The 24,214-nt window shown below is 50.1% G+C and carries 13 protein-coding genes; 11 read left to right on the top strand and 2 right to left on the bottom strand.

Features of this window, described 5'->3' with window-relative positions; genetic code table 11:
- The first annotated feature begins 378 nt into the window (after positions 1–378).
- A complete protein-coding gene (locus HJG54_RS33250; protein ID WP_316436171.1) occupies positions 379–7,608 on the top strand; it encodes a PAS domain-containing protein in 7,230 nt (2,409 codons plus the stop codon).
- 43 nt (positions 7,609–7,651) lie between these two features.
- Here HJG54_RS33250 and HJG54_RS33245 read toward each other — a convergent pair whose 3' ends face one another.
- Complete coding sequence (locus HJG54_RS33245) at positions 7,652–10,063, bottom strand: response regulator (RefSeq protein WP_316436170.1); 2,412 nt, start codon at positions 10,061–10,063, stop codon at positions 7,652–7,654.
- Positions 10,064–10,187: 124 nt separating this feature from the next.
- Between HJG54_RS33245 and HJG54_RS33240 the strand changes: the two genes are divergently transcribed.
- The 4 genes from HJG54_RS33240 to HJG54_RS33225 all read left to right on the top strand — a co-directional run bounded on the left by HJG54_RS33240 (position 10,188) and on the right by HJG54_RS33225 (position 13,629).
- Positions 10,188–10,382 carry a DUF4278 domain-containing protein gene (locus HJG54_RS33240; RefSeq protein WP_316436169.1) on the top strand — a complete coding sequence of 65 codons (195 nt, stop codon included), beginning with the start codon at positions 10,188–10,190 and terminating at the stop codon, positions 10,380–10,382.
- 120 nt (positions 10,383–10,502) lie between these two features.
- Entirely contained in the window at positions 10,503–11,120 is a 618-nt protein-coding gene (gene hxlB / locus HJG54_RS33235; RefSeq protein WP_316436167.1) for a 6-phospho-3-hexuloisomerase, read from the top strand.
- 75 nt (positions 11,121–11,195) lie between these two features.
- The gene (locus tag HJG54_RS33230) at positions 11,196–11,918 is read left to right on the top strand and encodes an orotidine 5'-phosphate decarboxylase / HUMPS family protein (RefSeq protein WP_316436166.1); all 723 of its coding nucleotides are present in this window, start codon (positions 11,196–11,198) and stop codon (positions 11,916–11,918) included.
- Between the two features lie 283 nt (positions 11,919–12,201).
- Complete coding sequence (locus HJG54_RS33225; RefSeq protein WP_316436165.1) at positions 12,202–13,629, top strand: SulP family inorganic anion transporter; 1,428 nt, start codon at positions 12,202–12,204, stop codon at positions 13,627–13,629.
- Positions 13,630–13,669: 40 nt separating this feature from the next.
- Here the strand turns inward: HJG54_RS33225 and HJG54_RS33220 are convergent, their stop codons facing one another.
- Entirely contained in the window at positions 13,670–14,128 is a 459-nt protein-coding gene (locus tag HJG54_RS33220; RefSeq protein WP_316436163.1) for an Lrp/AsnC family transcriptional regulator, read from the bottom strand.
- Positions 14,129–14,242: 114 nt separating this feature from the next.
- On the opposite strand from HJG54_RS33220, the gene HJG54_RS33215 reads away from it, so the two are divergent.
- From HJG54_RS33215 to HJG54_RS33190, 6 genes are all read left to right on the top strand, one after another.
- On the top strand, positions 14,243–15,121 hold the full coding sequence (locus tag HJG54_RS33215; RefSeq protein ID WP_316436162.1) for a DMT family transporter: 879 nt from the start codon (positions 14,243–14,245) through the stop codon (positions 15,119–15,121).
- Between the two features lie 369 nt (positions 15,122–15,490).
- Positions 15,491–16,318 carry an SDR family oxidoreductase gene (locus HJG54_RS33210; RefSeq protein WP_316436160.1) on the top strand — a complete coding sequence of 276 codons (828 nt, stop codon included), beginning with the start codon at positions 15,491–15,493 and terminating at the stop codon, positions 16,316–16,318.
- A 91-nt stretch (positions 16,319–16,409) separates the two neighbouring features.
- Positions 16,410–17,708, top strand: coding sequence for a calcium-binding protein (locus tag HJG54_RS33205; RefSeq protein WP_316436159.1), 1,299 nt, complete (start codon positions 16,410–16,412; stop codon positions 17,706–17,708).
- Positions 17,709–17,851: 143 nt separating this feature from the next.
- Positions 17,852–22,156: a BTAD domain-containing putative transcriptional regulator gene (locus HJG54_RS33200; protein WP_316436158.1), complete on the top strand. Its 4,305-nt coding sequence runs from the start codon at positions 17,852–17,854 to the stop codon at positions 22,154–22,156.
- Between the two features lie 423 nt (positions 22,157–22,579).
- Positions 22,580–23,329, top strand: coding sequence for a hypothetical protein (locus HJG54_RS33195; protein WP_316436157.1), 750 nt, complete (start codon positions 22,580–22,582; stop codon positions 23,327–23,329).
- A gap of 105 nt (positions 23,330–23,434) precedes the next feature.
- Positions 23,435–24,163, top strand: coding sequence for a peptidylprolyl isomerase (locus HJG54_RS33190; RefSeq protein WP_316436156.1), 729 nt, complete (start codon positions 23,435–23,437; stop codon positions 24,161–24,163).
- The last annotated feature ends 51 nt before the right edge of the window (positions 24,164–24,214 follow it).

The raw sequence follows: 24,214 nt of genomic DNA, 5'->3' as shown, positions 1-24,214 counted from the left end.
AAAAGCTAAACCCAGTAAAGAAAAAACGACAATAGAAAAAATAATGTAATCAATCATAGCCAGAGAGTGTTTGTGATACATGATACAGAAATACATGCTTTATTACCATTTCAACCTAAACCTGTCTTGACTCGGTTAGCGTCCGTCGCAAGTAGAAGACTATGATGAAATGAAGTAGGTATTTTACGTTGGCTCAAACCACCCACCTGTTGCCAATCTCCATCTCTGGATAGATTTCTGAATCTACCAAATGGTAGAGAATCTGCACGGAGGTATAGTGGGGTTGGCTATCAGGGATTAGCTTTTGGAATAGCTGCGGCTGAAGAGATAGTAGCCCCGCTCAGCCTATAGTGTCTACTCTGCTTCGAATCCGTACCTATGTCCGATGAGATGAGCGCTAATACTCCCGAAACTATTTTTGTTGGTAACAGCGAAATGGCAAGGCTGATGCGATCGTATGACTGGTCGCAAACATCACTGCGTGCGGTTGAAACCTGGCCCCAAAGCTTGCGCTCAACGCTGGGCATTTGCCTCAATTCCCGTTTTCCTATTGCCATCTACTGGGGGGCAGAGCACTCGCTGCTATACAACGACGCTTGGCGACCCATTGTAGGGGATAAGCATCCCTGGTCATTGGGGCGTCCTGCACAGGAAGTTTGGTCCGAAATTTGGGACGACATTGGAGCAGAGCTAGCGAGTGTTTTGGCAACAGGCGAGGGCACCTTTCACAAAGACACCTTGCTATCAATGTATCGGTTTGGCTACACCGAAGAATGCTTCTTTGAGTACACCTTCAACCCAATTCAAGGGCAAGCAGGGGTTGTGGAAGGGGTATTCAACGTTGTGACTGAAACAACCTATCGGGTGTTGAACGAGCGTCGTGCCCAACTGCTGCGGAATATAGCTGCAAAAACCGGAATTGCTAAAACTGCCGAAGAATCATGTAGTTTGATGCTTGAGGCGTTCAGATCAGATCCGCTGGACATTCCGTTTGCGCTTCTCTATCTAATTGACCAGGACGGAACATATGCCCACCTCTGCGGTAGCACTGAGGTTATACCCGATAGCACCATCAGTCCTGCGAGCATCAACCTGACGGCAGCACCTGATCTGGATAACTGGTTGATCGCGCGGGCAGTGCAGACGGGCCAATCTCAAACTATCACCGATCTACCCACTCGCTTTGGTGCCCTTCCTGGCAGCCCGTGGCCAGAACCACCGCAGGAAGCAATGGTAGTGCCGTTTTCTGTTACAAGCCAAGGAAAGGTCACTGGGGTGCTGATCGCGGTCGCCAGCCCTCGTCGCCGCCTGGATGAGTCCTACTGTGATTTTTTCAATCAGGTTGCTGGACAAATTGCTTTGGCCATCGCCAATGCTCGCGCCTACGAAGAAGAACGCCAACGCGCCGAAGCCTTGGCAGAACTGGATCGGGCCAAGACCACCTTTTTTAGCAACATCAGCCACGAGTTTCGCACCCCGCTGACCCTGATGCTCAATCCCCTGGAGGATACCCTGGCAAGTTTGGAAGAGGGGGAGTATGGGAGAGTAGGCGAGCACCCATCCACCCTGAAAGAACAGCTCGAAATTGTCTACCGCAACTCCCAACGTCTGCTAAAGCTGGTCAATACGCTGTTGGACTTTTCCCGGATTGAAGCGGGTCGAATTCAAGCCGTTTATGAGCCAACTGACCTGGCAACGTTGACGGCTGATTTAGCTGGGGGCTTTCGCTCAGCGATCGAGCGGGCCGGAATGCGCTTGCAGATAGACTGTCCTCCACTGCCTGAGCCGGTTTACGTCGATCGGGAAATGTGGGAGAAGATAGTCTTAAATCTGCTCTCAAATGCCTTCAAATTCACCTTCGAAGGGGAAATTGCCGTTTCCCTACATGCGGTCAATGACCAAGTTGAACTAGAAGTGCGAGACACGGGAACTGGCATTCCGGCGGAAGAGTTACCCCACATTTTTGAGCGGTTCCATCGGGTGAAGGGAGCCAGAGGACGCAGCTATGAGGGGTCGGGCATTGGGTTGGCGTTGGTGCAGGAATTAGTCAAGCTGCATAATGGCACGATTCGGGTGAGTAGTGCGGTCGGTCAGGGCACCTGCTTCACGGTCGCAATTCCGATGGGTTGTGCTCATCTGCCTAGTGCTCGTCTACAACGCGGCGAAGCCGAACGCATCGGCGCAACTCGAACGTTGGCTTCTACGGCGACTGGCGCAACGCCTTACGTGGAGGAGGTGTTACGTTGGTCGGCCCAACCCAACGGCAGTTCAGAGGCTCTGACCCCGGAACTGCCCCTACCCCTGCCAGCTCAGCCCAAGCTCTCTGCTGCAACGGCGCGAATTCTGCTAGCCGACGATAATGCCGATATGCGGGACTACCTGAAGCGACTGTTGGGCCAGCAGTATCAGGTAGAAACCGTCGCGGATGGAGTTGCGGCGCTAACGGCAATTCGGCAGCAGCGTCCCGACCTGGTTTTGACCGATGTGATGATGCCAGAAATGGGCGGGTTCGAGCTACTGCGGTCGCTGCGGGCTGACCCGACGACACAAGACATCCCAATCATCCTCTTGTCGGCCCGGGCTGGTGAAGAAGCGCGGATCGAAGGACTGGCAGCCGGCGCTGATGATTACTTGACTAAACCCTTTTCTGCCCGTGAACTGCTAGCGCGAGTCGAAGCCAACTTGAAGCTGGCCCAACTGCGACAAGAGGCAACCCAACGAGAACAAGCCCTGAGGCTAGAAGCAGAAGCGGCTCAGCAAAAGGTAGAAATGGTGTTGGCTAGCATTAGCGATGGAGTTTACACGCTCGATCGCAACTGGTGTTTCACCTACGTCAACGATCGCGTCTGCGAAATCGCTGGAATGCCGCGAGAAGCCCTGCTTGGGTTTAACGTTTGGGACGTGTTTCCCGAGGCGGTTGAAGCCGATGCTTACCCTCAACTGCATCGAGCCATGGGCGAACAGGTCGCGGTGCAGTTTGAGTATTTTCATTCCCCCAAAAATTGCTGGATTGAGAACCGGGGTTATCCTTCGCCCGAGGGCGTGACGGTCTTTTTGGCGGACATCAGTGACCGCAAGCGCATCGAAGCCGAACGGAAACAAGCCGAGGCCGAAATTCAGCAGCTGAATCAGCAATTGAGCCATCGCGTTACTGAACTGCAAACCCTGTTTCATTTGCTGCCCGTTGGCGTCGCGATTGCCCTCGACCCGGAGTGCCGCACGATTCGCGTCAATCCCTATCTGTCTGAACTGACGCGCGTTCCGATCGATGCAAATGCTTCCCAGAGTGCGCCACTCGAAGAGCGCCCGATCTATCGCTTGTGCCGAGAGGGTGCAGAAATCCCCATCGAAAACTTGCCGATGCAATATGCCGCAATCCATAACACCGAAGTTAAAGATGAGGTTTTGGATCTGGTTCATCCTGACGGCACAGTGGTTAAACTGCTCTGTTACTGCTCTCCTTTGCGGGATGAGCAGGGCAACGTCAGAGGCGTGCTGGGAGCCTTTGTCGATATTACCCAGCGCGTGGCGATCGAAACGGCTTTGCGCCGGAGTGAAACCATTCTCAATGCTTTTATTGCCAGTTCACCCGTTGGTATGGCATTTTTCGATCGCAATTGGCGGTATGTTTATGCCAATGATGCCCTAGCAGCAATTAATGGCATCCCGTTGAGCGAGCATCTCGGACGCACCCTACGGGAAGTGCTGCCTAATTGGGCATCGACTGTTGAGCCGATTTTTCAACAGGTGATGGAAACCAAAACGCCGTTGCTGAATCAGGAAGTGGTCGGGGCAACCAATCCCGCTGATCAGATACGACATTGCTTAGTGAACTATTTTCCAGTGTGTCTCCCAGACGGAGAAGCCATTGGTGTGGGAGTAACCGATCTAGATATCACCGCTCGCAAACAAGCAGAGGAAGACTTGCGTCTAAACCGCGAGCGCCTTGCTTTTGTGCTGGACAATACTGGCATTGGGCTATGGCTAAACTCGCTACCGCTGAATACTCTGAATTGGGACAATCGCACCAGGGAGTTTTTCTTCGTTCCACCAGATGTTGAACCCACCGTCGAGCTATTCTGGAGCCGCTTGCATCCAGACGATCGAGAGCCAACCCGCTTGGCAATTGAAGCGTCGCTGCGCGATCGGACTTTGTACCAGATTGACCATCGGGCTGTAAATCCAGACACCGGGGAAATTCGTTGGATTCGATCGGCTGGAAAAGCAATCTACGCACCGGACGGCACGCCGATCTGCTTCGACGGCATCAACTACGACATTACCGATCGCAAACAAGCCGAGGAAGCCCTGCGTCGCAGCGAAGAACGGCTTCGCGTCAGTCAGGAGCTTTCCCTCGATGCGTTTACCATTCTCGATAGCCTGCGCGATGAAACCGGAGCAATCGTCGATTTTGTCTGGACCTATGTGAATCCCAAAGCAGCGGAAATTCTCAAGCATCCGGTGGAAGAATTAGTCGGTCAACGACTGCTGGAAGTACTTCCAGGCAATGAATTGAACAGCGAATTATTTGAACGCTATGTGCGAGTCGTAGAAACCGGAGAGCCTCATGACATTGAACTGTCTTACAACGCAGACGGCATTACTGGCTGGTTCCGCAATATGACCGTCAAGCTGGAGGATGGAGTCGCCATCTTCTTTAGTGACATTACCGAACGTAAACAAACTGAATTGGCATTACGCGAGGCTGAAGAACGGCTGCGTGTAGCATTACAGAACGCCCCAATTACCGTATTTAACCAGGATCATGAATTGAAGTACACCTGGATTCACAACCCGGTGCTGCATGATTTACATGAGATGCTTGGCAAGCACGATCGCGACTATTTACCACCCGAAGATGCAGAACCTCTCACCGCGATCAAACAACAAGTTCTGGAAACGGGAATCGGTGCGCGTGAAGAAATCAAAATTACAAGAGAGGGAACGAACTACTACTACGACTTAACCGTAGAACCATTACAAGATGAAAATAATCAAATTATTGGCATTACCTGTGCCGCCATTGATGTTTCAGAACTGAAGCAGAGTGAGATTAATTTACGCGAAAGTGAAGCGCGCTTTCGGGGTGTGGTGGAGTCCAACATGGTCGGCATCCTGTTCTGGGATGCGTCTGGCTGCATTACTGACGGCAACGAAATGGCAATACAAATGCTGGGCTATAGCCGAGAAGAACTGCAATCTGGACAAGTTCGTTGGATCGACATCACGCCACCAGAGTTTCATGAAATTGACACAGCGATGCAAGCCCACCTGTTGGCAGAAGGGGTTTGTCCTCCGTTTGAAAAAGCCTACATCCGCAAGGATGGCACTCAAGTTCCCATCTTAATTGGCGGTGCTTTATTACCGGGTTATCACGATCGCGGCGTTGCTTATTTTCTTGACATTACCGAGCGCAAGCAAGCTGAACAAGAACGGGAACGGTTGCTGCAACAAGAACAAACTCTGCGCCAGCAGGCAGAAATTGCAGAACGTAGGCTATACGCACTTTTAGAAAGCATCCGCGAAGATTTTGTCTTGTTCGATCGCGATTGGCGCGTCGTTTATCTCAATTCTCAAGCGGCGACCACAATGCGAAAGTCTCGCGATCAAATTTTGGGCAGATGCCATTGGGATCTCTTCCCCGATTTGGTTGGAACGGAGTTTTACGATCGCCTGCATCAGGCAATGCGCGAACAGACTCCGGTACAGTTTGAGTATTACTACGACACCTGGGGCACCTGGTTTGAGAATCGAGTCTATCCAACCTATGAGGGGATCACTATCCTCTGTACAAACATCACCGATCGCAAACAGGCAGAAGCGGCACTCCGGCAAAGCGAAGCCATTGCTCAACAACAGGTGGCAGAAATTGCCGCGATCTATGCAACTGCACCTGTTGGATTATGTTTCCTCGATTTAAATCAGCGATTTGTTCGCCTTAACCAACAAATGGCGGACATGACCGGTCTACCTGTAGCAGAGCATCTGAGGCGGAACGTTTGGGAAATTGTTCCAGATTTGAGGGAAGCAATAGAGCCGTTATATCAGCAAGTGGTTGAAACACGGCTCCCCATTCTAAATCAGGAGGTTCGCGGTACAGCCCCTGCCCTGCCCGGAGTTGAGCGCACCTGGTTGTCTAGCTACTACCCGCTGATTGATTCAGCAGGTCAAGTCTTAGGCGTTAATATTATGATGCAGGATATCAGCGATCGCGTTCAGACTGAACGCGATCGTGAACGCATTCTACAGCAAGCACAAGCCGCCCGTGAAGCTGCCGAAGCCGCCAACCGCATCAAGGACGAGTTCCTTGCCGTCGTCTCCCACGAACTGCGCGCTCCCCTCAACCCCATCGTCGGCTGGGCCAAGCTGCTCCGCTCTGGTCAGTTGGATGCCCACAAGAGCGAGCGGGCCATCGAGGTGATCGAACGCAACGCCCAGATGCAGGCCCAACTGATCAACGACCTGCTCGATATCTCCCGCATCCTGCGCGGCAAGTTGAGTTTAGACCCCCAGCCGGTTGACCTGGTCGCCACCATTCAAGCGGCGATGGAAACGGTACGACTAGCCGCAGAGGCCAAGGCGATTCAGCTTCATACCCAGTTTGCCCCCGATGTCGGAGCGGTCTCGGGTGATGCCGGTCGCTTGCAGCAGGTCGTGTGGAACCTGCTCTCCAATGCCGTCAAGTTCACTCCAGAAGGAGGGCGAGTGGAGGTACGGCTGGAGCGAGAGGGGGAGGAGGCAGATGCAGCTGGTGAGCCTCGCCGAACGAGGGGGAATGCAACTCGTGAGCGTCATCGAACGAGGGGGGATAGGGAAGCAAGCTCTTCCCCATCTTCCCCATCTTCCCCATCTTCCCCACCTTCCCCACCTTCCCCACCTTCCCTCGTTCAGCAAGGCTCACGAGCCGCATCTGCCTCCCCCTACGCCCGCATCACCATCACCGACACCGGCAAGGGGATTGCACCAGACTTCCTGCCCTATGTGTTTGACCACTTTCGCCAGGAGAGTTCGGCTACCACCCGCCGCTTTGGTGGGCTGGGGTTGGGGCTGGCGATTGTCCGCTATCTGGTAGAACTGCATGGGGGCACGGTGCAGGCCGACAGTGCGGGTGAAGGGCAGGGCGCGACCTTTACCGTTCGGCTGCCGCTGATGCCCCATCAATTAGCGACAGGTCCAAATACAGACGCGGCTGAACCATCGCTGAATTTGCAGGACATTCGCATCCTGGTGGTCGATGATGATGCTAATACCCGCGAGTTTCTGGCCTTTTTGCTAGAGCTGCATGGAGCCAATGTGCTCGCTACAGCGACCGCCAGCGAGGCACTCACAACACTGACGCAGTTCCAACCAGATATCCTCCTGAGCGATATTGGCATGCCGGATGTGGATGGGTACATGTTGGTGCGACAGATTAGAACATTGCCACCAGAACAGGGCGGCACGATTCCCGCAATTGCGCTGACGGCCTATGCCGGAGAAATTGACTATCAGCAAGCTATGGCCGCAGGCTTTCAACAGCACCTGGCTAAACCCATCGATCCCCAAGCATTAATCCAGACAATTACCAGCCTGATTAAACCCAAACAAACTGAAGGTAATCCTGATTAATTCGTTGTTGACAAACCGATGGCGGACGATCGCCGCGCTGCATTCAAGTCTCACCCTGCTGAAGCGGCTGGCAGCTTGCTTGATAAAGAGTCTGTACGGTCACACCGTCTCGTGGACATTGGGCTACGCCACAGCGAATATTAACTTGAAAGCGATCAAACTGGATTGGTGAATCTGCTATGGAAGCGGAAAAAATCTGCTGTCGCAGTTGCCGAGTTATCGTTTCTAGATAAACTTTGGCAGCTTCGGCATCGAGTCCGGGTAAAGCAACAACAAATACACCAGATCCCCAGTAGGCAAGCAGTTCTGCACTCTGCAATTCAGTTCGCAGCAGTCGTGCCCACTGTTGCAATACTTGATTACCGCTTATGTGACCGTAGTGCAGGTTGATGTTCTCTAAGTCTGTTGCCGTCAGAGTAGCAACACTGAGCGGGGACTCAGGAGTGGCCTGCTGGATCAGTGTTTCCAGGATACGCTGCGACTGAGGTTGATTCAGCAACCCGGTGATTGGATCTTGAGTTGAAAGCCGCTGCAAGAGGCGAATACGGTCAAGCCGGTTGCTGACGCGCGTCACTAGCTCTTCCGCCACAACTGGTTTGCTGACATAATCATCGGCTCCAGCAGCAAAAATCTGCTGAATTGTAGAGCGATCGCTACGAGCAGACAGAAACAAAATCGGCAGGTCTTGCCAGCGGGAATCAGTGCGCACTGCCTGACAGAGTTCGATACCGCTCAAATAGGGCATTTCCACGTCGAGAATCAGCAAATGGGGATTAACGGCCTCCAAGCTCTGCCAGAATTCCTCTGGATTTGCCAGTCCGGTTACAGAAAACCCCCAAGGCGACAGCAGTGGCGGCAGCGTTGCCAGCAGTATGGGGTCATCATCAACCGCTAAAATGCGAGTTGTTTCCGTTGATTGCAGCAGATGGGCAGCGGTTTCCCAGATCTGCGTAGCAGTCACGGGCTGCACAAAAATCCGCCGCGCTCCCGCCTGAGCCATCGCCACTCGGTCATTCAAATTGGTTGCCGAGGTTAGAACGATCGATGGTACGGTGCGGGTAGTTGCCAATAGCGCCAACCCCTCTAGCTGAGCGTCGAGACTGAGAATCAACAAATTGGGCTGATGATCGTTGAGCCAACGGTGAGCCTCAGTGACGGTTGAACAGTTGTGCCAAGCGGCAATCGTTGTTTGCTGCTGAAGCGCCAGATGTAGTTGCGGATCAACCCCAATCAGTAAAATCTGCAAGGGTGCTGGAACGGTTTCGGTACTTGAGGAAAGTTTTAGCTGTGATTGTGATTGTGATTGTGACTGTGATTGCGTTTGTGATTGTGATTGTGATTGCTTTTGTGATTGAATATTTAAATCTATGGCCGTATTTTCATGCGTTTGAACAACAGGTAGATTTAAGTGTGCTTCTAATCGATGCAGCAGTGTGGGTAAGGTTTGCAATTCTGATGCAGTATCTTCTGTTAATATTCGTTCAATCGTTCGAGACAGTTCAGTGCCTTCGTCTTTGCCAAACGCACCCAAAACCCCGGCTAACTTGTGGGCCGCATGGGCGGCATCTTGACGCAGTTCAGGCGTCAGAGTTGGCACTGCCATTGCTGCCTGCTGCAAGATTGCAAGCCGCTGCTGCATTGTGCCCTGATACTGCTGCCAGAGCTTAGCAAAAGTTTGCTCCATTTGCTGCTGCACACCTTGCCGGTCGCGTAAACCAGACTGCTCTGGCAATGGAGCACTCAATGGCGGAGCAGGCGTGTGGGGCGGAGTGGGGCGTGCAAGGATTTGAGGATGGAGCCGATAGCCCATGCCGTAAATATTTTCAATCCAGTCTAGATCGCTGGCTTTCTTGAGCTTTTGTCGCAGTCCTTTAATATGGGCTTTTACGCCTTCGTCTGAAGGTAAATCGTCGAATGTCCACAGGTGCTCAATCATATAGGTACGGCTGAACAAACGGGTGGGGTTGCGCAGAAATAGCTCTAGCAAGCCGTATTCTTTTGGCGTCAGCTTTAAGGGCTGATCCTGATAAACGACGCGCTTCTGGCTAGGATCGAGCTGAAGACCGGCAATTTCTAACACCGTTGTAGGAGCAACTTCGCCACGCCGCAGCAATGCCCGCACCCGCGCTTGCAGTTCACCAAAATCGAGCGGCTTAATCAGATAATCGTCAGCTCCGGCATCCAGTCCTCGGATTCGATCGGTAGCAGCATCTTTGGCCGTAATCAGCAGAATCGGGGTTTTGCAACCCTGCGATCGCAGCCGTTGGCAGAGGGAAATGCCGTCGAGTTTGGGCAAACCCACATCCATCAGAATCAAATCATAGTCAGCGCCTTGGGCATATTCCCATCCCATGCTGCCGTCGTCAATGTGATCAACGGCATAGCGTTGCTGAGTCAGCGAGCGCACCAGCAAATCACTCAGAATTTCGTCGTCTTCAATCAGCAAGATCCGCATTCTCGATTCGTCTCCAAAATTTTGCTGCCGCCTGTCCCCATCTTCCCGATCTCTTCCCTTTTGCTTCTTACCTTAAAAGCAGCTCAGAAATCAATCCAACTAATAAACCTTAGGAGAACCAACCATGCAGCTAACCTATCGTGGCAACCAATACCACTCAGACGTTCACGCTGAAGTAATCCCATCTTCCGAGATCATCGCCCGCTATCGCGGTATTCCTTACTCGCTGACTCGACCTGCTAATCCTAGCACCGCTCTGAACTGTCAACTGCAATTTATGGGAGTGCCTTACCGCAAGACGCTGTTCTATTCGAAATGAATATTGCCATCTTCCCGATTTCCTCCCGATTGCTTTCTACCTTGAAACCAGTCTGCCTACAGCCGGATACAGCCAGCTACAGCCAAAAGCCAACTACAAGTCAATTCAAAGGAAAGACCCATGATGCAACTCACTTATCGTGACATTCATTATTCAACTCAAACGAGTAACTCAGTTCCGTATGAAGGCTTTGCCCAGTCCGTTCAGCTAATTTTGGACGAAAATCGACGAGTGCTAAATGAGACAGTTTATGCCGCGCTCGAACACCTGGCTCAAGCCATTACTGAAGCAAACCGGATCTTTGTGTTTGGCGGAGGCCGCAGTGGTTTGGTGATGCGGATGGCAGCAATGCGCATCATGCATCTAGGTTGCCAAGTTTATGTAGTCGGTGAAACGATTACACCTGCCATTGAACAAGGAGACCTACTAATCACCTGCTCTGGGTCAGGAAACACGGGGAGCGTCTGTGCGATGGCTGTAACCGCAAAGACTATTGGAGCGCAGCTTGCGGTTATTACTGCCAACAAAACCTCGCCTCTTGCCGCACTCGCCGATCTGACCGTCGAACTGGCAGCCGTAACAAAGCACGAGCGAGAAGCAGCACGGTCGCAGCAATTCGCAGGATCGTTGTTTGAACAATCTACATTGCTTTTACTTGATGCCCTATTCCATGTTTTATCTCGCACCCTAAATAAGAGCACACAGTCTCTTTGGGCAATGCACACTAATTTAGAGTAACGTAGGCTGTTTGATTCAACGTTCGCAAACTTTTTGTTATCTATCTGATTCCCTCAACCGGGACGGAGAACTACCATGAAACCTTACCTATGGATTGCTTACGACTATACCTCGACAGCCGAATGCTTGAAGATGCTGGATACAATTCTGGCTGTTCATCCGGATCGCCAAATGATTCATGAAATTGGTAGACCAACGCTGATTCAGGCCGCGCTAGAGGGTGTTCCGATTGTGACTGAATTTCGGCAACGGCTCGGCAATGGACAAACTTTGGTTGCAGATTTCAAGGGCTACGATGTTCCCTATATTGCCGAAGGGAAACTCTACTATGCGGCTGGAACGGATTTAGTCACCGTGATGGCAACCGCTCCGAATGAGGCCATTCAAGAGGCGATCGCGGGTGCCAATGCCGACAATAAGCAGGTCGCTTTTGATTTGATGGCTTGCCTAGATGACGACTGGAAAATGCAAAGAGCACAGGAACTCGCTGACATGGGAGCCAAATTGATTAGTTGCCATACGGGATGGAGCGAACAGGCTGCCGGAAAGACTCCCAGCGCTCTGATTGCAAAAGTCTGTCAACAGCTGCAAGATTCCCCAACTCAAGTCGTAGCGATGGGCGGACTCAAGCCCAGTAATGTCAAAGATTTGCGCCCCTATGTTGCAGCAGGCAAAATTTTTGCGATTGCTGTAGGAAGTGCAATTACCCGCAGTCCCAATCCCCATGGGGCGATCGATCAATTTCTGAACGAAATCGAGCAGCTTCCCCAATCCGTAAAGCCGCTGATTACCGCTTAGGCAGATCTTAAACGTCAGGCAGTTCTCAAACAACGTCACCAGTCAGCAATCTAAGAGAGTGTTTGAAAAGTATCAGAAGTACTGCATCGCCCCCTAAATCCCCCACTAGTGGGGGACTTCCGATCCCGTATCTCTGGTTCAAAGTCCCCATTGATGGGGGATTTAGGGGGCGGTTCGGGTTGCAATAGCGACTTTTAAAACATCCTCTAAGAAGGGATTGCTGATCTGCTGTTCAATCGCTTCATCCACTAGTGGCTAATTTCCAGCCGCCAATCGAGGAATTATGCCCCATTCCCCAAGAACTCAAACCCAATTTCAACGGCAGCTATTGCAGCAAATAGTTCAGCCCCATCGGTTAATGCCTAGCCTCACCACAGGTATCGTCACTGGGACAGTCGGAGTATTGCTAAATATCTCATTTGCCAGCTTGATTTTCTCTGGTAGTCTTTCCAGCTATCTGCCTGTTGGGATTGGCATGGTGCTATTTAGTAGTGCAATCACGCGGACTCTGGTGGCTTTGACCAGTTCTTTTCCGGGCATCATTGCCGACTTAGATCCGGTGCCTGCGGCGATTCTGGGCTGGAGTGCTGCGACAATCGTCAAACGGCTGCCTGCTTCCACATCCGACACAGAGATTTTAATCACCATCATTGCCACTATTGCACTCACCTCTTTGGTAACAGGAGTTTTTCTGCTGAGTCTAGGACTGCTAAGAGTTGGAGAATGGGTAAAGCGAGTGCCTCATTCTGTAGTCGGCGGTTTTCTCGCCAGTACAGGGTGGCTATTGGTTCAGGGCGCATTTGAGGTGATGACCGATGATTCTCTCAGTATTTCCCGTCTATTTTCACTTTTTCATTCCTCAGAATGGATTCGATGGGCACCTGGCTTACTATTTGCCGTTCATCTATTAGTTATTTCACGACGCTATACCCATTTTCTGGTCATGCCCATCAATTTATTGGGTAGCATCGGTATTTTTTATGGGTTCTTATCAGTTATCAACATGTCTGTTGTCGAAGCAAGCAGACAGGGTCTATTGCTTGGACCTTTTTCTATGAAAGGGGCTTGGGAACCGCTGAATCTGTCTCATCTGCCGCAAATTCACTGGTCGATAGTTACAGATCAGCTGAGCGGTATGATCACGGTTGCGATGATTAGTGCGTTGTCTGTGCTGTTAGCCTCTAGAGGTTTGGCATTAGCCACTCAGCAAACCATTGATCTAAACCGTGAACTAAAAGTGACTGGATTGGCAAATTTGGTTGTCGGCCTCAACAGCGGCATTGTCTGCTTCCATACTTTAAGTGATTCTATTTTGGCCCATAAAATGGGGGGCAGAACTCGCCTAATGGGAGTGATTAGCGCTATCGTTTGCCTAGCTGCACTCGGTTTGGGTCCAACACTGTTATCCTATTTCCCAAAGGCAGTTTTGGGGGGATTGCTGCTGTATTTGGGAATTTCGATGTTGGTCGAGTGGTTGATTGAGGCGCGATCGAGGTTATCTAGTCTAGACTATGGCATTGTAGTTCTGATTCTAGGCATAACGGCTTCTGTTGGTTTTCTGTGCGGAATTTTAGTGGGTTGGATTGCGGTAGTTCTGCTGTCTTTTATGACTCGCAGGCGTCCTGTTGCCAGAATCACCTTGATTGTCCTAATGATTCTAGGAAGCTTCATGACTTTGGTTGTACTAAGTCACTTGATGCGTACTCCATAACTTAAACTGATTCATAAAAGTAATGTGATATCTGATTAGCCTACCTATGCGATATCGGACGCTGTGTTAGAACTGAAGACAACACAATTGAAGTTGTAACTTGCCCAAATTTGGTGAGTCGATCGATAACGGCTTCTAAATGCGGCAAAGAAGCGACTCGCACTTTCAAGATAAAGCATTCTCCTCCTGTCCCCCGATGACACTCCAATACTTCCGGGATTTCAACTACAACTTTGGCAACCGATGCAAACACATCTCCAATTGCCCCAATCCGCACAAACGCCAGAATCGGCAACCCTAGCTTAACCGGATCAACCTCAGCTCGGTAGCCTGTAATTACACCCCGCTCTTCGAGTCGTCGAACTCTTTCCGCCACAGCCGGACGGGTTAGTCCCACTTGTTTTCCCAACTCCGTGTAGGATAATCTGGCATCTTCCTGAAGCGCGTCGAGAAGCTGCCAATCAATCTCATCCAAATCAACTTTCGTTTCGTAAGTCATCACTATTTTCTGCCGTCAATAAAGAGGTTAAAACCATCCTATAACCTTCGCTAGCATCTGTAAATTGGGCCATATTGCTTTCATAATGTTTGCATCATCTTCTATGGTGCAATTATGAAACACCAACTTCTTCTAACAGGGGCAATCATCTTGACTGTCGTGCTCTGGGCCTCTGCTTTCGTTGGGATTCGGGCTGCTCTAGTAGCCTATAGTCCAATTCATTTGGCATTGCTCAGATTTCTCGTGGCATCTGTGATTCTGTTGATCTATGCCATGATTCAGCGAGTTCCTCGTCCGAAACCAAAAGATTTTCCCCTGATTGCGCTGGCAGGGTTTATTGGCATCACGGTCTATAATCTTGCCCTCAATGCGGGTGAACAAACCGTTACGGCAGGTGCGGCTAGCTTGCTAGTCAACACGGCCCCGATTTGGACAACGCTGCTAGCAACGACCTTTCTGGGAGAGCGCTCCTCGTGGCAAGGTTGGCTAGGAATTGCGATTAGCTTTACCGGCGCGGCCATTCTTGCCTTGGGAGAGGCGGGCGACATGCAGCTCAATTGGGGAGCGGGATTAGTGCTACTTGCCGCTTTCGCTCAGGCTGTTTACTTTGTGATCTCAAAACCGGCTCTGCAACGCTATCGCCCGATTCAATTTACAATCTACGCGCTGCTGTCAGGAACAGTTTTCTTACTGCCTTTTTCCCCTGGATTGCTATCCACCGTGAGTGCTGCGCCATCTGCTGCTACGCTGGCTGTGATTTATCTGGGTATTGGTCCGGCTGCTCTGGCTTATTTCACCTGGTCCTATGTTTTAGCTAATATTCCAGCATCGCAAGCCACCAGTTTCCTCTATTTTGTTCCAGTAATAGCGATTGTGATTGCTTGGTTTTGGCTACAAGAAATTCCTAGCTTAACCTCTCTTCTCGGAGGTGGGTTGGCAATTTTGGGAGTGGTGCTGGTCAATTTCCAGCAACGTCGAAAATCTAGCGGCTAATCCGGCTCTTGAACTTTTCAACATCCTTTGTTATCTTCTCGATCTCTTCCCTTTTGCTGTCTACCTTAAAAATATCAAAAATATCTCAAAAATCAATCTAACTTACAAACCTTGGGGAGACAGCCATGCAACTCACTTGCTGTGGTATTTAATACTATCCAATCCAAGCGATGCTGACCTTGACAACAGGGGTTCCGAAAATTCAGTATTAATTTAATCGTTGACTTTAGTGTAAAACAGAGAGGCAAGCTAGCTGTCTTTTCTACGTTGACGCAAATAGTATTGATGGCGTTATACTCGCTACAGATTACCGGTTGACTGAACGTTCTAATAAACGTTTTTTCTTCTTAATTAACCTGGGAAATTATCATGTTCTTTACCAATAGATTTGCATTAGTTACAGGCAGTTCACGCGGCATTGGCAGGGCAATTGCTCTGAAGCTAGCTGAGCAAGGAGTTCAGGTTGCCGTTCACTATTATCAAAATCAGGCAGCCGCTCACGATACGCTGTTGCAAATTCAGCAGCGAGGGGCGGATGGCTTTGTTGTGCAAGCCGATGTGTCCCAGTCCGAAGCAATTGATCGGTTATTCAGCCAAGTTCAGGACAAATTTGGGAAGCTCGACATTTTTGTCAGCAATGCTCGGCCTGATCTACCGTTGTTCTATCAGTCACCGCTAGAAATGTCGCTAGACCACTGGCGGACCGCAATCGATTCTCAAGCTCAAGCCTTTCTGCTGAGTGTGCAAAAAATCGCCGATTTAATGCCTGACGGCGGCAGAATTGTAACCATCACCTATGCGCCGAGTGGGCGTACCGGAAGCTGGCAACCCTGGGCAGCAATGGGAACCGCAAAAGCAGCGCTGGATTCGCTGTGTCGTTACTTTGCCGTGGCTCTAGCTCCACGCGGCATCACCGTAAATGGCATCAGTCCCGGCTGTATTTTCGGGGAACCCAATCCCATTGAAGGCGGTGTGTTGCGCTCACTTCCATCCGAAATCCAGGAAGCGACTCAGAAGTGGCATGAAAGCGGCTGGACACCGATGCGGCGACTGGGAACACCAGAGGATGTAGCCAATGCCGTCATGCTCCTCTGTAGTCCAGAAGCAAGCTTTATCACGGGACAGATTCTCCATGTAGATGGAGGTGCATCGATTATAGATACAGTGTATCCCTTAGATATTCAACTTGGCCGCTAAAGCAGTAACGACTTTTCACTTTGCACAACATCAATGCGTTCATTAATACATAACCTAACGCCGACAACACATTTATTCAGGAGAACTGATCATGGCACGTGATACCAATAACACCCTCTTTCAGGCAACCGATCTCGGTGTGCAGATACCTGCCAATGCAGCCGATGGCTTAGTATTTTTCGATTCACACTCTGACTCTATCAATAGCGGTGATGATCCAGTTGACTTTCTCAGACTCTCTATTCTTAGCAACTTTGGCAACCTTAACGTCTCCATCACAGGGTTGAGCACGAGCACAAGCGTAGAGCTAATTCGTAGTCTCAATAGCAACAACTTTGTTGATTCTTCCGAAGTCATCAAACAGTTTAATGTCAGCCGTAATGGCGGTAGCTTTAATGTCGATGGGTTAGACACAGGCGACTATTTCCTGCGGATTCTGGGCGATGGGTCACGCAATACTAATTACACGCTCAACCTTAGAGCAACAGCAGGACTGGGGCCAGATCGGGAACCCAATCAGCTTCCTCAACCTCAAAATCTTGATGTTCTTAATGATGACCGGGCAGTACAGGGAACATTAGGAATTGGCGATATTGAAGATGCCTACCGTTTTAGAGTAAATGTACCGACCAAACTTAGTGCCTTTCTAAATACCAGCTCAGGAGGAACAGCAGCAAGAGATGTGAGGCTAGCAAGACTTGATGGTTCTGTTATTACCAGATCAGGGACTCAAAACGTTGCAGGACTCGTTTTAGGTCAGAGCCTTGAAGTTGCTTCCTTGCCTGTGGGTGACTATGTCATTATTCCGCGAGCTATTTCCTCTGCTAACGTTAGCTACACCATGTTTCTTGATACAACACCGCTCATAACCAATCAACCTCGTTCTGCAAATTTAAACAACAGCACTCCTACGAACATTGGCACCAATACCAGCCAAAACCTGATAGGGCAACTCAACCGTAGTGGGATCTTCGACGGTAGAGGCGGCAACGATCGCATCTCTACGTTAGATGGTGACGATATTGCAGTTGGCGGTGCCGGTAATGACATTATCGATGGCGGAACAGGCGACGACATTCTCTTTGGTGGTTTAGGTAGGGATACTTTGATCGGCGGGGCAGGCAGCGATACATTTGTGCTGGCTCCGGAAACAGGTGTGGATGTGATCAAAGACTTCCGCAATGGTGTTGATCAGTTAGGGCTGGCAAACGCCGTCACTGTTGAGATGCTGGACATTACTCAAAGAAGAGGCAATACGGTGATTGGCCTAGGGGGTGAAAAACTCGCCATCCTCCAAGGAGTACGTGCCAATCAGATTGGAGCTGAGGATTTTGTGGCGGTTGACTTCACTAGTTTCAAGGGCATGGAAGTACCTGTGATCGCAGCTTGATTCTGAGCATCAACCTAGAATGCGCTGTTATTTTATTCGGAGTAATGAGATTCTTTAACTCTCATGAAATGATAATAAAATTAACTAGAATGGGAAGCCTCACCTGCAAAGGGCTGCTCTCTGCTGCCAGATCGCTGAGCACTATGTCTCGAACCTTGATCATCAGGCTATTAGGAGGCTTTTCCCTAATCTATGGCGAACGTTCGATTACAGAAATCGCTAGAGGACGAACGCAGGCTTTGTTGTCCTACTTGGTGCTCAATTGTCATACTCCCCAGCCCCGTCAGCGGATTGCCTTTCACCTTTGGCCTGAATCAAGTGATGCTCAAGCACGAGCTAATCTGCGTAAAGAATTGAGTCATTTGCGTCATGCCTTGCCGAATCCAGACGAGTATTTGCAGGTAGACACCAAAACATTACAATGGCTGTCTAACGCCAATTTCACCGTGGATGTCGCTGAATTTGAAGCAGCCGTGAAAGCAGCAGAGCTGGCAACCGCTTGGCGGATCGTCCGAGCTGAGCAAGAAAAAGCCATTGCCTTATATCGCGGTGATCTGTTACCCGATTATGACGATGAGTGGCTGTTGGCCGAACGGGAACGATTGCAGCAACTCTACCTGCGGACATTAACTCAACTCGTTAATCTACTAGAAGAACAGCACGATTATCAAACTGCGCTGACCTATGCGCAACAAATGCTGCGGGTCGATGCGCTAAATGAAGCCACCTACGGCACCCTGATGCGATTGTATGGGTTGAATGGCGATCGGGCCAGAGCGTTGCAGGTTTATCATCAATGCATGACGGTGCTGCGCGAGGAGTTGGGTGTTGATCCGAGTTTGACAACCCGTACTCTCTATCAGCGCCTTCTAGATGAGGATGATCAAACTCTTCTAGAGCAGCCTGTTTTGCAGGATTCAGCAAAAGATTCATCTGCTACCGTTTCCACTGTTTCCACTGTTTTCACTGCTGCCACGCCTACCACTGCCACTGCCTCGCCGCCACCTGCTGCTCCGATTCAGACAGACTGGGGTGAAGCAATCGATGTCTCTGTCTTCTACGGGCGAGAAACGGAACGGGCAACCTTGCATGAGTGGATTGTGAATGATCGTTGTCGTCTGATTTTGCTCTTGGGTATGGGTGGAATCGGCAAAACCGCTTTGGCCGTGAAGGTAGCAAAGGAACTAATCAACAACGAGAATACGAACGAGATAATAAGTGAGAGTGGGAATAAAAATATAACTAACTCGCCTCCCATCCACCCAACTGCTACGCAAAAGCAAGCTACTAGCCATTTGCCCTTCCAGTGCGTAATTTGGCGATCGCTGCGTAATGCGCCCCCACTCGATATTCTATTAGCTGAACTGGTGCCGTTTCTGTCTGAGCAACAGGACATCAAAGCAGAGACGAGGCGGTTGATTCATTGGTTGAAGGCGCGCCGCTGTCTGGTCATCCTCGATAACATGGAAACGATTTTTCAAGAGGGCAATCGAGCGGGGCAATATCGTCCAGGTTACGAGGCGTATGGTGAATTATTCAAGCTACTGGGAGAGGTACAGCACCAGAGTTGCGTCTTACTCACCAGCCGTGAGAAACCTGCCGAAGTTGCAGTTCTGGAGGGGACGGCAGCCGTGCGCACGCTCCAATTAGGTGGCTCCTCAGAAACCGCTCGAGCGATCATCGAAACCAGAGGCTTATCTGGGTCTGAAGTAGACAAACAAAGGCTAGCCGAGCAGTATGGCTACAATCCCCTGGCGCTCAAGATTGTCGTGACTAGCATCAAAGATATATTCAGCGGTGAGATCACTGCATTCTTAGAAGAAGATACGGTTGTTTTCAACGGAATTCGTCGCTTGTTGGATCAGCACTTCGAGCGGCTCTCCAGACTAGAAGCAACGATCATGTACTGGTTGGCGATCAATCGAGCATGGACAAGCGTTGCTGAACTGATTGAAGATATTGTTCCTAAGGTGTCTCGGATTGCCGTACTAGAGGCACTGGAATCGTTGCAGTGGCGTTCTCTAATTGAAGTGCGAGCAGGTAACTACACGCAACAGCCCGTGGTGATGGAATATGTTACCGAGCGGCTGGCAGACCAGATTGCCACCGAAATCACCGATAAGGATATCGATTGGTTGGGTAGCCATGCGCTGCTCAAAACAACGGTGAAAGAGTATGTTAGAGAAACCCAAAACCATCTGATTTTAGGAGCGATTGCTACCAAGTTGTTTACGGTTTTTGGTACACCCGTCAAACTCGAAAAACGCCTGTGTGAAATTCTCACGTTGCTGCAACGTTGGTCAACTTCGCCGGTCTATGCGGCGGGCAACTTAATCAACCTTTGTTCTCATCTTGGTATTGATTTAGTTGATTTCGATTTTTCTGGGCTGCTGATCTGTCACGCCTATTTGCAAAGAAGCCAGCTACATCGCGTCAATTTCGCCAACTCGATGTTTACCAAATCCGTTTTTACCCAAATTATTGGCGCAGTGCTGTCGGTTGCCTTTAGTCCCGACGGAAAGCTGCTGGCCGCCGGAGAAACCAATGGCAACATTCGGCTGTGGCAAATTAGCGATGGACAATTGTTTTTGACGCTAGAAGGACATACGGATCAAATCAGCTCGATTGCTTTTAGTCCAGATGGTCACATCTTGGCAAGCGGCAACGATGACAAAAGTATCAAGCTTTGGGAGATACCGAGTGGCAGATTAATTAGAACCTTAGAAGATACGATCGGAATTTGTTCTGTAAATTTTAGCCCGGATGGTCAGACTCTAGCGGCTGGTAATTACGATCATACCGTCAAGCTGTGGGATGTCCAAACTGGGCAGCCCTTAAGAATTCTGCGAGGCCATACCAACTGGGTCAGGGCAGTGGTTTGGAGTCCGGATGGTGCCCTGCTGGCGAGCAGCGGCGATGATCAAACTATCCAACTTTGGGATGTGGGCAAAGGACAACGGCTGAAAACGCTACAGGCTCATACGGATTGGGTCTGGTCGGTAGCTTGGAGTCCGGATGGCAAAACCCTGGCTAGCGGCAGTATGGATCACACGATTCGGCTGTGGGATGTGAAGCGCGGACAAGCCATGCGGATATTACAGGGACACAGCGATGGCGTCTGTTCAGTGACCTGGAGTCCGGATGGACAGCGGTTAGCCAGTGGCAGTGCAGACCATTGTGTGAGGTTATGGAATGCCAATACGGGTGAGCTGATGAAAACGCTGCAAGGTCATTCTAGCGGCATCTGGTCGGTGAAATTTAGTCCAGATGGCAACCTGCTGGCGAGTGGCAGCCCTGACCAAACGGTGAAGCTGTGGGATACCCAGACAGGGCACCTGATGAGAACCTTACAGGGAAGTGCCAACTGGACCAGAGCCATCGCCTGGAGTCCGGATGGACAAATGCTGGCGAGTGCTCATTACGATCAGACAGTGAGGCTGTGGGATGCCAACCGCGGCCAACTGACAACAACATTGCAGGGGCATACCAACTGGGTCAGATCGGTAGCCTGGAGTCCTGACGGACAAACCCTGGCTAGCGGCAGTGATGACCAAACCATCAAACTGTGGGATGTCCAGACTAAGCGACTGCTCCATACCCTATCGGGTCACAAAAGCTGGGTACTCTCGGTTGAATTTTGCCCATTGCCTAATCAAACCATGTCCAATCGCACTACCCTGGACGAGCGGCCAGCGATCCTGGCTAGCGGCAGCTACGACCACACAGTCAGGTTATGGGATGCCTCCAAGGGTCAACTAATCAGAGTTCTACAGGGGCATGCTAGCGGCGTCTGGTCGGTCAAATGTTGCCCGGTGCTTTTTTCAGCCAATCAGCAGGAATGTTCCGACGCAGTTGCCGGTTCCGAACAGCAGGAGTATCATGCAGCGGATTCGCTGCTTCTGGTGAGCGGTAGCGGTGATAATACCTTGAAGCTTTGGCAGGTTGAGACAGGCCGACTGTTGAATACCTTGGTTGGTCATACGCACCGCTTGTGGTCAGTTAGCGTCAGCCCAAATGGTCAGTTGCTGGCGAGCAGCAGCAGTGATAACACGATCAAACTCTGGGACATTCGTACAGGCGAATTGCTGAGAACACTGCAAGCGGGCAATAGCGGCATCTGGTCTGTTGCCTTCAGTCCTGATGGGGCGCTTCTGGCCAGTGGAGACACCGATCAAACGGTTAAACTTTGGGATATTCAAACTGGAACACTCTGGAAAACATTGCATGGACATACCAATTGGGTAGTCTCGGTGGCGTTTAATCCTCAAAATCAATGTTTGGCCAGCAGCAGTGCGGATGAAACCATTAAGCTATGGGATGTAAAAACGGGAGAGTGCCTGAACACGTTAAGGGTAGATCGCCCCTACGAAGGCATGAACATTAGCGGCGTCACAGGCTTAACCGAGGCACAAAAGCAAACGCTGAGAGCATTGGGGGCAGTGGGATAGCTTGGAGGCGTCACAGCAGAGCAACTTGACTCAGCTTCTAGAAAACCATCCCACGTGAGTAATCCGACTTTTTCTGACTTTTCTCAATTTCAACGGGTTGGCATACCTCGCTTTTGGAGCAGTTCTGGAGCGGTTCTGGATCAGTTCTGGATCGCTGGGATCGTTAGTTTAGTTTCAGATGAAACGAGGTAATGCTGCCAAGCAAATGAGTCAAGAGTTGATTTCAATCATTTTAGTTCTTGGCTTTTCTTACAGCCTTTTTCAGACTAGTGAAGTACGAAAAACGGGGTGCAGGGGCACTGCTCCTGCGTGGGGGCTTTGCTCCCGCACCTCCTGTAGCTCACATGAATGAAAAAACGCTGTATCTGTATCCTCGTTTCGTTCAAATTGAATTTTGACACAAAATCCCAAAGGAGTAATACAATGGCCGAATTTAATCTTGGTGCCCTATCCCTCACAAGCGGTGTCAGTAATCCAACTCGCACCATTAATCTTTCTAACTTTGAAGACACTTACAGTTTTAGTGTAACTAGCGATCGCAATATCAATCTGGGAGTGGTTGGCCCCGAATCTCTTACCGTTCAAGTATTTCGCGATTTCAATGGCAATGGTGTAGTTGATGGAGCCGACAAGCAGATTGCCATTAATTCCAATACTAGAACAAATGAAGCAATTAACCTATCAGCTTTTGCTTCAGATGTTGATCCAGGCAGCTATATCGCCAGAGTGAGTCGGGAAAAGCAGACGATTGACTTTGGTATCTCCAGACCCTACAGCTTGAAACTATCGGCTGACCCGGTCAGCACACCCAGCAAAATCCTTGCTAGAGAACATTCGTTTAGTCCTTTGTTCAACAACAGTCGCCTCCAATCTTTTAAAGGCTCTGTAGGTGACACTGACAACACAGATACCGCCATACTGGCTGTCCTCGACAAAGGCTCTTATCGCTTTGAACTCAAGGATCTAACTGCTGATGCTGATTTTAGGTTGATTCAAGACAGAAACAACAATCGGATCGTCGATCCAGGGGAGGCAATGACGACATCGCGTAGAGGAGGCACTAGATCGGAGGTATTCACTCGCGAATTAGAGGTAGGAAACTACTTTCTGCAAGCTTCTCAAGTTTCAGGCAACGCAAATTACACCATGACCGTTGCCCCAGTCGTAATCTAGATCAGTTCCAAATCAGCGATGAATGCTGTATCAGCAATGATATGGCATTCGTATCTAACAAATACGTAGATCTTGTTCAACTATCTCGAGAGGCAGCCCAATCGCATGACCGCAAGTTTACAGCTTCGTAACCGCATCATCAGTGAAGCAGACATTTTTCCACGGCTCGCCAGCTACCGGATGATGCCCCAATTACAGCGTGAGAGCATCATCGATGATGCAATTGCATCCATGACCTGTACCGAAGACGAACTGACACTCGCACACCAGCAATTCTATGAAGAAAATCAACTGCTTGACGAAACGGATCGACAAGCTTGGCTCAAGCATCACAGTATAGATCAGGAGTTTTTAGAAACCGTTTTCATTCCCCGATTGCTCAAGATCGAGAAATTTAAACATCAACAGTGGAAACACAAGTTGGAGTCTTATTTCCTGAGACGCAAAACTGAATTGGATCGAGTCATCTACTCAATGATTCGCGTTCAAGATGCCGAAATAGCTGAAGAACTTTACTTTCGGATTCAGGAGAACGAACAATCTTTTGCCGACGTAGCTTACGAATACTCGCAAGCACCAGAAGCCCAAATCAATAGCACGATTGGTCCAGTCGAGTTGGGCAGCTTGCATCCAGCATTAGCCCATCTGTTAGCCATCAGCCAACCTGGCCAACTTTGGTCGCCCCTCGCTCTAGGAAACTGGATTCTGATCGTTCGGCTAGAGAAGTTGATTCCAGCCCAATTAAATGTCCCAATGCGTCAGCGGTTGCTGCGTGAACTGTTTGAAGCTTGGATACAAGAACAAATGCAAATCGATTCAATCTTTCCCAAATAAGCAGTTCAACCTTCTAGATTTTTTGGCACTTCTAACTAATTGGAGATCAAC

Origin of the sequence: Leptolyngbya sp. NK1-12, assembly GCF_032598965.1 — a bacterium.
In the GTDB taxonomy this organism is placed as follows: Bacteria; Cyanobacteriota; Cyanobacteriia; order Elainellales; family Elainellaceae; genus Elainella.
Note: the sequence above shows the minus strand (reverse complement) of the source record. Positions and strands in the feature narration are given on the sequence as shown.